The organism is Cellulosimicrobium sp. 72-3 (assembly GCF_013127315.1).
In the GTDB taxonomy this organism is placed as follows: Bacteria; Actinomycetota; Actinomycetes; order Actinomycetales; family Cellulomonadaceae; genus Cellulosimicrobium; species Cellulosimicrobium funkei.
In genome coordinates, this window is record NZ_CP053419.1 from 3,586,746 (window position 1) to 3,600,320 (window position 13,575).

General features: G+C 74.8%; 13 protein-coding genes, 1 tRNA gene and 1 other RNA gene. 3 read left to right on the forward strand and 12 right to left on the reverse strand.

Annotated features, from left to right (window positions below; all coding sequences use genetic code 11):
- Nucleotides 1–100 precede the first annotated feature (100 nt).
- From HKK73_RS16025 to HKK73_RS16045, 5 genes are all read right to left on the reverse strand, one after another.
- Nucleotides 101–865 carry an ABC transporter permease gene (locus HKK73_RS16025; protein WP_171468382.1) on the reverse strand — a complete coding sequence of 255 codons (765 nt, stop codon included), beginning with the start codon at nt 863–865 and terminating at the stop codon, nt 101–103.
- Nucleotides 862–1,698 carry an ABC transporter ATP-binding protein gene (locus HKK73_RS16030; protein ID WP_171468383.1) on the reverse strand — a complete coding sequence of 279 codons (837 nt, stop codon included), beginning with the start codon at nt 1,696–1,698 and terminating at the stop codon, nt 862–864. Before HKK73_RS16030 ends, HKK73_RS16025 begins: the two co-directional genes overlap by 4 nt.
- A gap of 32 nt (nt 1,699–1,730) precedes the next feature.
- Complete coding sequence (locus tag HKK73_RS16035; RefSeq protein WP_086149772.1) at nt 1,731–2,573, reverse strand: DUF4097 family beta strand repeat-containing protein; 843 nt, start codon at nt 2,571–2,573, stop codon at nt 1,731–1,733.
- A gap of 73 nt (nt 2,574–2,646) precedes the next feature.
- On the reverse strand, nt 2,647–3,180 hold the full coding sequence (locus tag HKK73_RS16040; RefSeq protein ID WP_144721965.1) for a histidine kinase: 534 nt from the start codon (nt 3,178–3,180) through the stop codon (nt 2,647–2,649).
- Between the two features lie 94 nt (nt 3,181–3,274).
- Nucleotides 3,275–4,090, reverse strand: coding sequence for a TSUP family transporter (locus tag HKK73_RS16045; RefSeq protein ID WP_171468384.1), 816 nt, complete (start codon nt 4,088–4,090; stop codon nt 3,275–3,277).
- Nucleotides 4,091–4,204: 114 nt separating this feature from the next.
- Here HKK73_RS16045 and HKK73_RS16050 point away from each other — a divergent pair, with 114 nt between their 5' ends.
- Both HKK73_RS16050 and HKK73_RS16055 read left to right on the forward strand, forming a co-directional pair.
- Nucleotides 4,205–4,570 carry a helix-turn-helix transcriptional regulator gene (locus HKK73_RS16050; protein WP_043659923.1) on the forward strand — a complete coding sequence of 122 codons (366 nt, stop codon included), beginning with the start codon at nt 4,205–4,207 and terminating at the stop codon, nt 4,568–4,570.
- Nucleotides 4,567–5,121 carry an SRPBCC family protein gene (locus HKK73_RS16055; protein ID WP_085387295.1) on the forward strand — a complete coding sequence of 185 codons (555 nt, stop codon included), beginning with the start codon at nt 4,567–4,569 and terminating at the stop codon, nt 5,119–5,121. The genes HKK73_RS16050 and HKK73_RS16055 overlap by 4 nt, the downstream gene beginning before the upstream one ends.
- Nucleotides 5,122–5,154: 33 nt before the next feature.
- Here HKK73_RS16055 and HKK73_RS16060 read toward each other — a convergent pair whose 3' ends face one another.
- The 7 genes from HKK73_RS16060 to ffs form a co-directional block, all read right to left on the reverse strand.
- Nucleotides 5,155–5,724 carry a DUF5063 domain-containing protein gene (locus HKK73_RS16060; RefSeq protein ID WP_085388646.1) on the reverse strand — a complete coding sequence of 190 codons (570 nt, stop codon included), beginning with the start codon at nt 5,722–5,724 and terminating at the stop codon, nt 5,155–5,157.
- Nucleotides 5,725–5,739: 15 nt separating this feature from the next.
- Nucleotides 5,740–6,339, reverse strand: a complete 600-nt coding sequence (gene recR / locus HKK73_RS16065) for a recombination mediator RecR (protein WP_021483478.1) — start codon at nt 6,337–6,339, stop codon at nt 5,740–5,742.
- A gap of 121 nt (nt 6,340–6,460) precedes the next feature.
- A complete protein-coding gene (locus HKK73_RS16070) occupies nt 6,461–9,601 on the reverse strand; it encodes a DNA polymerase III subunit gamma and tau (RefSeq protein WP_137280751.1) in 3,141 nt (1,046 codons plus the stop codon).
- A 78-nt stretch (nt 9,602–9,679) separates the two neighbouring features.
- Nucleotides 9,680–10,342 (reverse strand): methionine ABC transporter permease, encoded by a 663-nt coding sequence (locus tag HKK73_RS16075; protein WP_021483094.1) that lies wholly within the window; start codon nt 10,340–10,342, stop codon nt 9,680–9,682.
- Nucleotides 10,342–11,550 (reverse strand): methionine ABC transporter ATP-binding protein, encoded by a 1,209-nt coding sequence (locus HKK73_RS16080; protein ID WP_170982127.1) that lies wholly within the window; start codon nt 11,548–11,550, stop codon nt 10,342–10,344. Before HKK73_RS16080 ends, HKK73_RS16075 begins: the two co-directional genes overlap by 1 nt.
- A gap of 169 nt (nt 11,551–11,719) precedes the next feature.
- Nucleotides 11,720–12,622: a MetQ/NlpA family ABC transporter substrate-binding protein gene (locus tag HKK73_RS16085; RefSeq protein WP_144721973.1), complete on the reverse strand. Its 903-nt coding sequence runs from the start codon at nt 12,620–12,622 to the stop codon at nt 11,720–11,722.
- A gap of 473 nt (nt 12,623–13,095) precedes the next feature.
- Nucleotides 13,096–13,192, reverse strand: an RNA gene (gene ffs / locus HKK73_RS16090) — signal recognition particle sRNA small type.
- A 166-nt stretch (nt 13,193–13,358) separates the two neighbouring features.
- Here ffs and HKK73_RS16095 point away from each other — a divergent pair.
- Nucleotides 13,359–13,444 (forward strand) — tRNA-Ser (locus tag HKK73_RS16095).
- The last annotated feature ends 131 nt before the right edge of the window (nt 13,445–13,575 follow it).

Here is a 13,575-nt window from a genome sequence, read left to right on the forward strand (position 1 = left end):
GGTCCGCCCACCGGCTCCGGGCCGCACGGTGCGGGAACGTCCGAGAGGCCGCGCACGGTCTCCCGCTCGCGGCCCCTCGGGCGTCGGTCCCGGTCGGTCGTCAGCCGACGCGGCGCCGGTAGATCGCCGTCGCCCACGCATAGGCAAGGACGAGGATGCCCACGAGCCACGCGAGCGCTACCCAGATGTCGCTCCCGACGGGCTGGCCGGCGAAGAGCGACCGTAGGGTGTCGACGATCGCGGTGACGGGCTGGTTCTCGGCGAACCACGCGACCGGCCCCGGCATGCTGTCCGTCGGGACGAACGCCGAGCTGACGAACGGCAGGAAGATCAGCGGGTAGCTGAAGGCTGACGCGCCGTCGACCGTCTTGGCCGAGAGCCCGGCGACGACCGCGAGCCAGGTCAGCGCGAGGACGAACAGGACGAGGATGCCGAGCACGGCCAGCCACGATCCCACCGACGCGCTCGTGCGGAACCCCAGGAGGAGCGCGACCCCGACGACGAGCGTCACGGAGACGAGGTTGGCCACGAGCGAGGTGAGCACGTGCGCCCACAGGACGCTGGAGCGGGTGACGGGCATCGACCGGAAGCGCTCGACGATGCCGCCCTGCAGGTCCAGGAACAGCCGGTAGGACGTGTACGCGACGCCCGACGCGACGGTGATGAGCAGGATGCCGGGCAGCAGGTAGTCGACGTACGACCCGCCGCTCCCGGTGTCGATCGCGCCCCCGAGCACGTAGACGAACAGGAGCATGAGCGCAATCGGGGTCACGGCGGTCGTGATGATCGTGTCGGGGCTGCGCAGCACGTGGCGCAGCGAGCGGCCCGTGAGGGCTCGGGTGTCGGCCAGGGCGTGGGTGGTCATCGGGCTTCCTCTCCTGCCGGGCGGGCGCCGTCGACGCTCGTCCGGTCCGCGGTTGGGGCGCTGTCGCCGGCGTCGCCGACGAGCGCGAGGAACACGTCCTCGAGGGAGGGCTGCTTCTCGACGTACTCGACGGTCGCCGGGGGCAGCAGGGCCTTGAGCTCGGCCAGGGTGCCGTTCTGGATGATCGTCCCGCGGTGCAGGATCGCGATCCGGTCGGCGAGCTGCTCGGCCTCGTCGAGGTACTGGGTGGTGAGCAGCACCGTGGTGCCGCCCCGGGCCAGCTCGCGCACCGTGGCCCAGACCTCGTTGCGGGCCTGCGGGTCGAGGCCCGTCGTCGGCTCGTCGAGGAAGATGACGGACGGGTCGCCGACGAGGCTCATGGCGATGTCCAGCCGGCGCCGCATCCCGCCCGAGTAGGTCCCGGCGCGGCGGGCCCCGGCGTCGGTCAGGGCGAACCGGGCGAGGAGGTCGTCCGCGACGCGGCCCGGGTCGGCCAGGTGCCGCAGGCGGCCGACGAGGACGAGGTTCTCCCGCCCGGTGAGCACCTCGTCGACCGCGGCGAACTGCCCCGTCAGCGAGATGGACTCGCGCACCTGCCCGGGCTGGGCGACGACGTCGTGCCCGTCGACGGTCGCGGTCCCCGCGTCCGGCGCGAGCAGGGTGGACAGGATCCGCACGAGCGTCGTCTTGCCCGCACCGTTGGACCCGAGCAGCGCGACGATGCTCCCGCGCGCCACCTCGAGGTCGACACCGCGCAGCACGCGCAGGTCGCCGTACGACTTCTCGATGCCTCGTACCCGGACGGCCGGGGCGAGGGTCTGGTCAGCAGACATCTGCGGATCTCCGATCCTGGGTTCTGGTGGGTTCAGGGCCGGCGGACGACGACGTCGCCGAACCCGGTGCTGGCGTGGATCTCCGCGGTGGCCTCGTCCTCGACGGGGCCCTCCGTGGGCGTGAGGTGGTTGCGCACGCTGCCGTGCTCGGAGCTCGCGTCGAGGAACGCGGCGGTGCCCTCGGGCACGCCCACCTCGATCGAGCCGTACGACGTCGCGAGGGTGACGCTCCCGGAGTCCAGACGCTCGACCCGGATGCCGGCGTGCGCGGACTTGGCCGTGAGCGTGCCGCTCACGCGCGCCACCGCGATGTCGCCGTGCGCGCCGTGCACGGCGAGCGAGCCGGTGACGGCGCCGACCGTCGTCGTGCCGTTGGTCGCCTTGATGGTGCCCTCGCCACGGACCTCCTCGACGCGGACCGACCCGGCGCTGACGCGGGCGTCCAGCGAGCCCCGCACGCGGCGCGCCGCCACGGAGCCCGCCGAGGCCTTGACGTCGAGCCGGTCGACGTCCTCGACGCGGGCGTCCCCGGCGGAGAGCGCCATCTCGACGGTACCGAGGCTGCCCTCGGCGTAGAGCGAGCCCGCCTTGCCGCGCACGTCGGAGCCCGCGGGCAGCTCGACGGTGATGTCGGCGGTGCCGGACGCGAACGGCAGCACGTACTGCTTCCACGACCCGGGGTAGGAGATCGTCAGGGCGCTGCCGTCGCCGTCGACGCGGACCGCCTCGGCGGCGCGGACGCTGCCGGACTTCGCGGGATCGGTCGGCAGGACCGTGACGACGACGTCGTCGCGGTCGCCGGCGACCACGTGCAGCTGGGCGAACGGCACGTCGACGACGACGGGCAGGGGCTGAGGGGCGGGGAAAGTGGGCATGACGAAGCTCCAGGAGTGGTGTCGTGGTGGTGTCAGGTGCGGTCGGAGGAGGCGGGGACGGGGACCGAGGTGGTCAGCGCACCCAGCCGGTGACGCGGGCGGAGCCGCGCTGCTGCGGGCGGGCCTGCGCGGCAGGGCGTCCGGTGGACTGCTCGAGCGCCGCGGCGACCGCGCGCACGAGCCACGTGTTGACGGAGACGCCGTCGCGCGCGGCGGCGGTCTCGGCCTGCGTCTTGAGGTGGTCGGGCAGGCGCAGGGTCGTGCGGGTCGTGGCCCCCGCCTCGACGTCGGCCGGCGCAGGGCCGGCCGGCGCGGCCGGCGTGCTTGCCGGGACGAGCGCCTCGGTCGGGGCGGCGGGCGCGACGGCGGGGACGGCGACCACGAACTCGGGGGCACCGCCGCGCAGCCGCACGTCCACCGACCCGGGGGCGAGCTCCGCGGAGATCTCCCCCACCGCAGCGGAGAGCGCGTCGAGGAGGACGAGGCGCACGGCCGCGTCCAGCGGAGCGGTCAGGCGCTCGGCGAGCCGACGGCCGTCGTCACCGGCGGCGTCCGCAGCAGCGGCGAGGCGGTCCTGGAGGTCGTCGACGTACGGGGTGAGGTCCATGACGCCATCATGGCACCACGAGTGGTGTCACCGCAACCCCGGGATGACAACACGGTGACACCACCGGTGGCACCCGCCTCGAGACGCCGGGATCTCAGGCCGTGAGGTCGTGGACGACGTCGTACCCGAGCTTGACGATGAGCGCGCCGACGACGACCACGAACACCACGCGCACGAACGCGCTGCCCTTGGCGACCGCCATCCGGGCGCCCACGTACGCCCCGAGCAGGTTGGCCGCGCCCATGACGAGGCCCAGCCCCCACAGCACCGCGCCGTACGGCACGAAGAAGATCAGCGCGCCGGCGTTCGTGGCGAAGTTCGCGATCTTCGCGAGCGCCGACGCCGGCAGGAACGCGTACCCGAGGATGCTCACGAGCGCGATGACGAAGAACGTCCCCGTGCCCGGGCCGAGCAGGCCGTCGTAGGTGCCGATGACGAGGCCGATCCCGGCCGCTGCCCAGCGGTGGCCGTTGCCCTCCCAGCGCAGGTTCGTCGTGTGCCCGAGCTTCGGCTTCGCGATCGTGTAGGCCGCGACGCCGACGAGCACCACGAGGATGATCGGCTTGAACAGGTCAGCCGGGATGCGCGACGCGAGCGCCGCTCCCCCGACGGCGCCCACGAGCGCCGCGAGCGCCATGGGCCCCGCGGTGCGCAGGTCCGGCCCGACGCGCCGGTAGTACGTCGCGGCGCTCACCGACGTCCCCATGATGCTCGCGAGCTTGTTCGTCGCGAGCGCCTGGACGGGGCTGATGCCCGGGACCAGGAGGAGCGCCGGGAGCTGGACGAGCCCGCCCCCGCCCACGACGGCGTCGATCCACCCCGCCGTGAGCGCGGCGAGGACGAGCAGGAGGACGGTCACGCCGTCGATCTCGAGCCCGCCGGAGACCGGGAGGGAGAGGGCGGGAAGCACCCCCCAGTGGTACCACGCCCACGGGGCGCGCCCGGGCCGGGTCCACGTCCGGTTCGCGGCACGGAGGACGCCACGACCCTTCCCTATGCGTAACCGTGCGGTTACGCTTGACGGATGGACGTATTCGAGGCCGTCGCCGACGACGTGCGCCGCGACCTGCTCCGCGCGCTGCGGGCGGGGTCGCTCAGCGCGGGCGACCTCGCGCGCGTGCGCGACGACGTCTCCCGCCCGGCCGTGAGCCGCCACCTGCGCGTGCTGCGCGAGGCGGGGCTCGTGGAGGCCGTCGTCGCGGGACGCCGTCGCGTCTACTCGCTGCGGCCCGCCGCGCTCGACCCCCTCGCCGCGTTCGTCGCGGCGCTCACCAGACCCGCCCCGCCCGTCCCGGCGCGGGCGCTCGACGGCCTCGACCTCGAGGTCCGCCGCACGACCCGAGAACGTCGTGCCGAGCGCGGCACGACCCGGCACGAGGAGAGCGCATGAGCGACCCGACGACCCCATCGGCAGCGCCCGTCCCGCCGGCACCCGGTCTGCCGACACCCGGCGGGACGGTGGAGCGCGGCCCCGCGGGCGACGAGCTCGTCGTCACGCGGACGTTCCGCGCGCCGGCCGACGACGTGTGGGCGAGCCTCACGGAGCCCGGCCGGCTCGCGCGGTGGATCGGCTACTGGGAGGGCGACCCCGCGACCGGCCGCGTCGAGTTCTTCATGACGGCCGAGAGCGACGACCCCGATCCCGAGGAGTACCGCATCACCCGGTGCGAGCCGCCGCACCGCTTCGCCGGGGTGACGTCCTCGGGCGACCAGACGTGGCACCTGTCCTTCGAGCTCACCGAGCAGGACGGCGTCACGACGCTGACCTTCCGCCAGCTCCTCGGCCCCGGCGACGACGCGCGGAACGTGGGGCCCGGGTGGGAGTACTACCTCGACCGGCTCGTCGCCGTGCGCGAGGGGCGCGACGCCGCCACCGTGCCGTGGGAGCCGTACCTCGCCGGGCTCGCGGACCACTACGGCCGGGCGGCCGGCGCCGTCTGACCGCGGGACGCCCGCGGCGCCGGGACCGACGGCTCAAGACTGAAGGGCGTCGTACTCCGCCTCGGTCGCGACGTCGTCCTCGACGTCGAGACGCAGGTGCGCGAGCGCGAGCTGCAGGACGCGCAGCGCGCTCGCGGCGCGCTCCCCCCACAGTGAGACGTAGGAGAACTGCCACCACCACAGGCCCTCGAGCTCACGGCCGCCGTCGTAGTGCTGCAGGCCCTTCGCGAGGCACTCGGCCACGCACGCCAGGTCGCCCGAGAGCGACGCCGCGCCGACCTCGGCACCGACGAGCGGGTCGGTGATCTCGGCGTAGTCGTCGAACCCGTCGAAGAGCCGCGCGAGCGCCGTCCGCAGCGGGTCCACGTCCGTGTCGCGGCCGGCGTCGGGCTCGAAGCGCTCCACCGGTACGACGTCGCCCACGGCCCCCAGGCGGGCGCCCGCGGCGAGCGCGTCGGACAGCGCGAGGAGCAGGAGCGGCAGCACCGCGCCGGGGGCCGCGCCGGACGCGACCTGCGTCGTCGTGGTGAGGTAGGCGCGGGCCTGCTCCGCCATGCCCTCGGCGATGTCCCGCAGGTCGGGGTCGTTGTGGATCTCCCCCATGCTCGTCACCTCCCGTCAGCCGCCGACGAGGCGGCGGCCCTCGAACGCCCGGCCGAGCGTCACCTCGTCCGCGTACTCCAAGTCTCCACCGACCGGGAGGCCCGACGCGAGGCGGGTCACGCGCAGGCCCATGGGGCCGAGCATGCGCGCGAGGTAGGTCGCGGTGGCCTCGCCCTCGACGTTCGGGTCGGTCGCGAGGATCACCTCGGTCACCTGACCGTCCGCGAGCCGGCTCATGAGCTCCGCGATCCGCAGGTCGCCCGGCCCGACGTTCTCGATCGGGTTGATGGCGCCGCCGAGCACGTGGTACCGGCCGCGGAACTCGCGCGTGCGCTCGATCGCGACGACATCCTTGGGCTCCTCGACGACGCAGATCACCTCGGGCGAGCGGCGCGGGTCCGCGCAGATGCGGCACTGCTCCGACTCCGCGACGTTGCCGCACGTCTCGCAGAAGCGGACGCGCGCCTTGACCTCGGTGAGCGCGTCGGCGAGCCGGCGCACGTCCACCGCGTCGGCGGCGAGCAGGTGGAACGCGATGCGCTGCGCGCTCTTGGGCCCGACGCCGGGGAGTCGGCCGAGCTCGTCGATCAGGTCCTGGACAGCGCCTTCGTACACACCCCCAGCCTACGGGGCGCGGCCCACACGGCGGACCCGGCCCGCCGCCGTCGCGGCCGGGGCCGCCGATCGTCGCCGGGTCGCAGACCTCCCCGGCCACCAGGCCCTGTCTCGGGGGGCGTCAGCCCTGGTCCTGGATCTCCTCGATGATCTTGCCGTCGAGCAGGCTCACCACGAGCGCGGTCCCGACGAGGCCTGTCGAGACGATGTCGGGGTCGTCGGCGGACGGGAGGTCGTCCATGGGGTCGGCCGTGGACGGTTCGCCCCGCCGGGCGGGTTCCTCGGCGGGCCGCGGGACGCGGGCCGCCGCGATCGCCGCGCGCGCGGCGGAGACGCCGCGCAGCGGTGCGGCCGACGTGCCTGCGGACGCCGGTGCGGCGGGGGCCGCCGCGCGGGCGGGCGCCCCCTGCGGCGAGGCCGCGGGCGACGCCGCGCCCGGCCGTCCGGGCGCCTTCGGCGCGGTGGCGGCGGACGGCGCGGTGCGGGCGGGGGCCTGCGTGGGGGTCGGGGTGGTCGGCGGGGCCGGTTCGAGCACGGGCTCCGGCTCGGGGCCGTCGTCGAGGTCGGCGGGCGGCTCCGCGGGCAGCCCCGCGAGCCACGCCTCGTCCGCGCTGTCCACGCGCGGCTCTGGCGCCGGTGCGGACGCCGGGACAGACGCCCCGGCGAGCCACGCCTCGTCGGCGGCGTCCACCACGGTCGAGCGGGCCGGCGGCGCGGCAGGTGCGATCTCGGTGCTCGGTCGCTCCTGGAGCGCGACGGCGGCGCGCGGGGTCTCGTGCGCCTCCGCGGCCTCGTCCGCCGGGCGGGAGGCGCTCGCGGAGCGGGCGGCGCCGGGCGCGCTCGGCGCCGCGACGGTCGCGACCGGCACTCCTGGCTGCGCGCCGCCCGAGCCGTGGAGTGCGGCAGCCCCGGCGCTCGCCGAGGCGGACCCCGCGGGGCCGGACGCGGCGGGAGCCGCTGCCGTCGGGGCGCTCGCCGCCGGGCCGGACGACGTGGCGACGGGCGACGCAGGGCCCGACGGCGCGGGGCCGGCGGACGGCACGGGCGAGACCGGTGCAGGGCCGGACGACGGTGCCGAGCCGCCGCCCGCCTGGCCACCCTCGTCGAGGCGCGGCTCGACGCGGACCTGGAGCCCGAGCGTCTGGTAGACGACGTCCTGGACCGCGCTCGTGTGCCGGGACGACGAGAACGTGCGGGCCAGCCCGGGCGACGGGAAGGCGAGGTAGAGCACGTCGGCACCGAGCTCCGCGACCTGCGCGTTGGCGCTCACCAGCGACCACGTCACGGGGCTCGCGCGCAGGTTCTCGAGGACCTCCGGCCAGCGTCGCCGCAGCTCCTCCGTCGTCAGGGCAGGGCTCGCGCCACCCGCCGCCGGAGCAGACGACGCAGCCGCCTCCTGCCGGGGAGCCGCCTCGCGCGGCGTCGACGGCCGCGGGGTCTCCTCGCGCGGCGCCTCCTCGCGGGACGTCTCGTGGCGCGAGGCCTCGTGGTGCGGTGCCTCGGGGGCGTGGGAGGGAGCGTCCGCCGAGGCAGCAGAGGCAGCGGTCTCGCGGGCGCGGTCGTCCGGGGCCTCGGACTCTGCGACGGACGTCGTGCCGGACTCGGTGCCCGACGCGTCGGACGCGGTACGGGGCGGCGCGCTCGCCTCACCGGACACGGGACCGGTCCGCTCGGGGTCGGACGCCTCGGCGGGCGCGGTCTCCTCGCCCGGCGCGGACGAGTCCGTGGGAGCGGACGACCCGACGGCCGACCCGGCGCCGTCGGCCGCGCGCGACGCGGCAGCAGGTGATGCGGCAGAGGGTGATGCGGCGGCAGGAGACGCGGAGGCGTCGCCGGACGGGCGCTCCTGCTCCGGCGCGGCGGGAGCCGCGACGTGCCCGACCGGCGTCGGCTCCTGCACGGCCGGCGCGCTCGCGGGTGCCGCGGCGGGCTGAGCCGGTCGCGCGGGCCGGAGCGCCGCGCGGACGGCAGCGGCGCCGGTGAGGCCCGAGGAGGGCGCGCCGGCCGGAGCAGCAGCCGGGGCCGTCGCGGTGGCCGTGGCGCCGTCGCCCGGGGCGGGCGTCCCCGCGGCCGGGGGGACCACGACGTTGCCCAGGCCCCCGCGCTCGAGCCGGTCGAGGCGCGCCGCGAACCCGGCCGCGCCGTCGTCCGCCCCGGGCAGGAGCAGGCGGGCCATGAGGAGCTCGAGGTGCAGGCGGGGCGACGTCGCGCCCGTCATCTCGGTGAGCGCGGCGTTAACGAGGTCGGCGGCCCGGGACAGCTCGGCCACCCCGAGGTGCTGCGCCTGCGTGCGCATGCGCTCGAGCTGGTCGGCGGGCTGGTCGCGCAGGACGGCCTGCGCCTCGTCGCCCGAGACCGCGATGACGATGAGGTCGCGCAGGCGCTCGAGCACGTCCTCGACGAAGCGCCGCGGCTCGTGCCCCGTCGCGATGACGTGGTCCACCACCCGGAAGATGCTCGCGCCGTCGCGCGCGGCGAGCGCGTCCACGACGTCGTCGAGCAGGGTCGCGTGCGTGAAGCCGAGGAGCGCGACCGCGCGCTCGTACTCGACGGCGCCGTCCTCGGCACCCGCGATGAGCTGGTCCATGACGGACAGCGAGTCGCGGACCGAGCCGCCGCCCGCGCGCGTGACGAGCGGGACCACGCCGCTGCCGATCGACACGCCCTCGGCCGCGCACAGCTCCTCGAGGTAGGGGCCGAGCACGTCCGGCGGGACGAGGCGGAAGGGGTAGTGGTGCGTGCGCGAGCGGATGGTGCCGATGACTTTGTCCGGCTCCGTCGTCGCGAACACGAACTTCACGTGCTCCGGCGGCTCCTCGACGAGCTTGAGCAGGGCGTTGAAGCCCTGCGGCGTCACCATGTGCGCCTCGTCGAGGATGAAGATCTTGTACCGGTCGCGCGCGGGGGCGAACGCGGCGCGCTCGCGCAGCTCGCGCGCGTCGTCCACGCCGTTGTGCGACGCCGCGTCGATCTCGACCACGTCGAGGCTGCCCGGGCCGCCGCGCGCGAGCTCGACGCACGACGGGCACTGCCCGCACGGCGTGTCGAGCGGGCTCTCGGGGGTGTTGCGCTCGCAGTTGAGCGTGCGCGCGAGGATGCGCGCGCTCGTCGTCTTGCCGCACCCCCGGGGCCCGGAGAACAGGTAGGCGTGGTTCACCCGACCGCTGCGCAACGCCTGCATGAGCGGTGCGGTCACGTGGTCCTGACCGATCACCTCGGCGAAGGTCTCGGGCCGGTAGCGGCGGTACAGGGCGGTGCTCACCCCGGTCACTCTAGACGTCGCGACCCACACGCACGAGGTCGCTCCGCCGTCGGTCCCGCCGGTCCCGGCCCGGCCGCGTCAGCGGTGCAGCGCCTTGCGCGCGAGCCAGTTGCCCAGCAGCTGCGCGACCTGCACGATCGCGATGATGACGAGCACCGTCACGACCACGACCCCCCAGTTGTAGCGCTGGTAGCCGTAGACGATCGCGAAGTTCCCCAGCCCGCCGCCGCCGATGATCCCGGCGATCGCCGACATGTCGAGCACCGCGATGAAGAGGAACGTGTAGCCGAGGATGAGCGGCGCGAGCGCCTCGGGCACGAGCACCGTCGTGATGATGCGCCACGACGACGCGCCCATGGCGCGCGCCGCCTCGATGACGCCCGGGTCGATGCCCACGAGGTTCTGCTCGACGATGCGGCTCGTGCCGAACGCCGTCATGACGGACAGCGGGAAGATGAACGCCTCGGTGCCGAGCGTCGTCCCGACCACCTGGAGCGTCACCGGCCCGAGCAGGGTGACGAAGATGATGAACGGGATCGGCCGCACGATGTTGACGAGCACGTTGAGCACGCCGAACACCCACCGGTTGGCGAGCAGGTTGCCGCGCCGCGTCACGTAGAGCGCGATGCCGAGCGCGAGGCCCGCGACGCCGCCCGTGAGCAGGGCGACGGACACCATCTGGAGCGTCTGGCCGAACGACTCGACGAGGATCGGCCACAGCTGGGACCAGTCGCGGTTCATCAGCGGCCTCCGAGGTTGCCGTGGCGGAAGAGGGTGTCGCGGGCGAGACCGTACGGGTCGCCCGGGTCGTCGTCGGTCAGGTCGGGGGCGTCCTCGTCGGCCGGAGCCGCGGCGAGGCGCGCGACGCGCGGGTCGTCGAGCGGGTGCTCCGCCGTCCCGAGGTCGACGACGTCGGCGCGCTCGGCGAGCGCGAGGAGGAACGGCGCGATGCGGTCCTCGGGCGCGTCGAGCTCGACGGTGAGCGACCCGAACGGCCGCTCCCCCACCTCGGAGATGCCGCCGTAGACGACGGACCCGTCGACGTCGTGCTCGCGCAGCAGGCGGAACAGGTCCGTCCCGGTGCTCGCGCCCTCGCGCACGCCGACCGTCACGAGGCGGCCCGGGTGGCGCTCGCGCAGGCGGGCGAGCGTCTCGCGCGACGGCCGGTCGTGCAGGGCGGTGCCGACGAACCGCTGCGCGGCGTCGGCGCGGGGCGCGGAGAAGACGTCGTACACGTCGCCCGTCTCGACGACCCGCCCGTGCTCCATCACGGCGACGCGGTGGCACGTCGAGCGCACGACCTCCATCTCGTGCGTGATGACGACGATGGTGATGCCGAGCTCGGCGTTGACGCGCCGCAGGAGCGCGAGGACCTCGCGCGTCGTCTCGGGGTCGAGCGCGGAGGTCGCCTCGTCGGCGAGGAGGATCGTGGGCTGCGCCGCGAGCGCGCGGGCGATCCCGACGCGCTGCTTCTGCCCGCCCGAGAGCTGACGCGGGTACGCCTTCGCCTTGTCGGCGAGCCCGACGAACGCGAGGAGCTCGGCGACGCGCGCCGCGCGCTTCTCGCGCGACCAGCCCGCCACCTTGAGCGGGTACGCCACGTTCCCCGCGACGGTGCGGGACGACAGCAGGTTGAACTGCTGGAACACCATCCCGATGCGCGAGCGCACCTCGCGCACGCGGCGCTCGGACAGGCCCGTGATGACCTGCCCGTCGACGACGACCTCGCCGCTCGTCACCGTCTCCAGCGCGTTGACGAGCCGCACGAGCGTCGACTTCCCGGCGCCGGAGTAGCCGATGACGCCGAAGATCTCGCCGCGGCGGATGGACAGCGAGACGTCGTCGACCGCGTGCACGGCACCGTCGCCCTCGCCGAAGGTCTTGCTCACGTGGCGCAGCTCGATCGCGGGCTGCTCGTCACCACCCGGGTCGCGGGGGACGTCGGTCACGTCGGAATCCTCTCGTCGGAGGCCGGGCCGCAGGGCCGTCCGCCTGGCGCGGTCGGGCGCCCGCCGTCGGGCGAGCCGTCCGCCTGCCATCGTCTCTCCCCGGCACGACGGCGCGCGAGGGCGGGCGCGTCGTGCGCGCCCGCCCTCCCGTCGCCCGGGACGTGCCGGGTCAGCCGCGGATGTCGTCCTCGATGCCCGCGAGGATCTCCTGGAGCTCCGCCGGGGAGTTCTCCTTGATGACGGCCGTGCCGCCCGACGCCTTCTTCTCGGCCTCGACGACCTCCGGCGAGTGCGAGAGCTCGGCGAGCTTGAGCAGCGTCTCGTCGTCCTTGTCCTCGGCGCGCGCGACCCACACGTTGATGTAGGGCTTGGCGGCGTCGGAGTCGGGGTCGTCCTGGAAGAGGGCCTCGTCGGGCGAGAGGCCCGCGTCCTCGACGAAGTCGTTGTTGATGATCGACGCGTCGACCGACTGGAGCTGGATCGGCGTCTGCGCGGCGTCGACGGGCGTGACGGTCACCTTCGAGCTGGGCAGCACGTCGGCCTCGGTGGAGATGGAGCTCCCGCCGTCCTCGAGCTCGACGAGGCCGGCCTCCTGCAGCACGAGGAGCGCGCGGGCGAGGTTCGTCGGGTCGTTGGGCACGGCGACCTGGCCGCCGTCGGGGATCTGCTCGAGCGACGTGTGCTTCGTCGAGTACAGGCCGAGCGGGTAGACGGCGGTCGCGCCGATGGGCTGCAGGTCGTCGTTCGCGTCCACGTTGTAGCCCGCGAGGAACTGCAGGTGCTGGAACTGGTTCACGTCGAGCTCGCCCTGGGACAGCGCGGGGTTCGCCTGCGTGTAGTCCTGGAGGTCGACGAGCTCGACGTCGATGCCCTCGGCCTCGGCCTGCTCCTGGAAGACGGCCCACTTGTCGTCGGACGCGCCGACGACGCCGACGCGGATCGGGCCCTCGTCGCCGCTCTCGCCGGAGGCGCCGCCCGAGGAGTCGCCGCCACCGCACGCGGTGAGGGTCAGGGCGGCCGTCGCGGCGATCGCGGTCCAGGTCAGGCGCTTGCGGGTGGTGGAGAACGACATGGGGGTTCCTTCCGATGACGGCGGCGCGGTCACGGGTGGCGACCGGCACGGCCGGGGGTGCAGGGGGTCCCTGCGAGGCGGTGGGGTTCGGGGTGCTTCCGGCGGGCCATCAGCCACGCGGCGAGCGGGGGCCGGTCGTCGTCGAGGACGACGCGGCGGGTGCGGCGCAGGTCTCCCTGCGGGTCACGACGGCGTCAGCAGCCGCACATTCGCCCGGTGCGCACGCGGCGACAGCACGACGAGCCGGCGCAGGCTGCTGCGCGCGGGATCGTGGTCACGACGTGCTGACGGGTCATGCCGACATCATGGGCACGACGACGGCCCGCACGCCAATCTCCGACCGCGAAAGTCCACGATGTGGACCGGAAAGTGATCGCATGCCGGGAACGGAAGCGTCTCGACCGGGTTAAAAGGGGCGAATGCCGCAGGGTGGAGGCGACTCGGCCCGACGGCGGAGCGGGCGGTCCGGGGACACAAAGGACCCCTCGCACACCCACCAGAGCTCACCTACCCTTGCTGCCTTCCGGCCCTGGGGGAGTTCGGCGAGATGATGCCGCACGAGGGGTCTGCACCCACCCTAGCCCAGGTCGGCGCCGCGCTCGAAACCCGCTCCACCGCGCGCCGCACCGCGCGCCCCGGCACGGGCTCCCCGGAGGCGATTCGGCCGGGGCGCCGCCGTCCGGTATCCTCGTTGCGCTGCTGTCGGTGCGCATTCGTGCGTCGCTGACCGTCGCCAGGAGGATTCGCCTAGTGGCCTATGGCGCACGCTTGGAAAGCGTGTTGGGTTAACAGCCCTCGGGGGTTCGAATCCCCCATCCTCCGCAGACCGAAGGGCCCGCCGCACTCGCGGCGGGCCCTTCGTCGTCGCGGTGCGGGCGCACACCGAAAAGGCCCGTCGCACAGGTGCGACGGGCCTCTCGACGTCCCGACGGTCCGACGCGCCGGGACGTGGC

Coding starts and splice junctions, on each gene's coding strand:
- HKK73_RS16040 (WP_144721965.1), bottom strand. CDS start 3,180: ATGGACCTCACCCCGTACGTCGACGACCTCCAGGACCGCCTCGCCGCT.
- HKK73_RS16085 (WP_144721973.1), bottom strand. CDS start 12,622: ATGTCGTTCTCCACCACCCGCAAGCGCCTGACCTGGACCGCGATCGCC.
- HKK73_RS16050 (WP_043659923.1), top strand. CDS start 4,205: ATGGACGTATTCGAGGCCGTCGCCGACGACGTGCGCCGCGACCTGCTC.
- HKK73_RS16025 (WP_171468382.1), bottom strand. CDS start 865: ATGACCACCCACGCCCTGGCCGACACCCGAGCCCTCACGGGCCGCTCG.
- HKK73_RS16035 (WP_086149772.1), bottom strand. CDS start 2,573: ATGCCCACTTTCCCCGCCCCTCAGCCCCTGCCCGTCGTCGTCGACGTG.
- HKK73_RS16055 (WP_085387295.1), top strand. CDS start 4,567: ATGAGCGACCCGACGACCCCATCGGCAGCGCCCGTCCCGCCGGCACCC.
- HKK73_RS16030 (WP_171468383.1), bottom strand. CDS start 1,698: ATGTCTGCTGACCAGACCCTCGCCCCGGCCGTCCGGGTACGAGGCATC.
- HKK73_RS16060 (WP_085388646.1), bottom strand. CDS start 5,724: ATGGGGGAGATCCACAACGACCCCGACCTGCGGGACATCGCCGAGGGC.
- HKK73_RS16075 (WP_021483094.1), bottom strand. CDS start 10,342: ATGAACCGCGACTGGTCCCAGCTGTGGCCGATCCTCGTCGAGTCGTTC.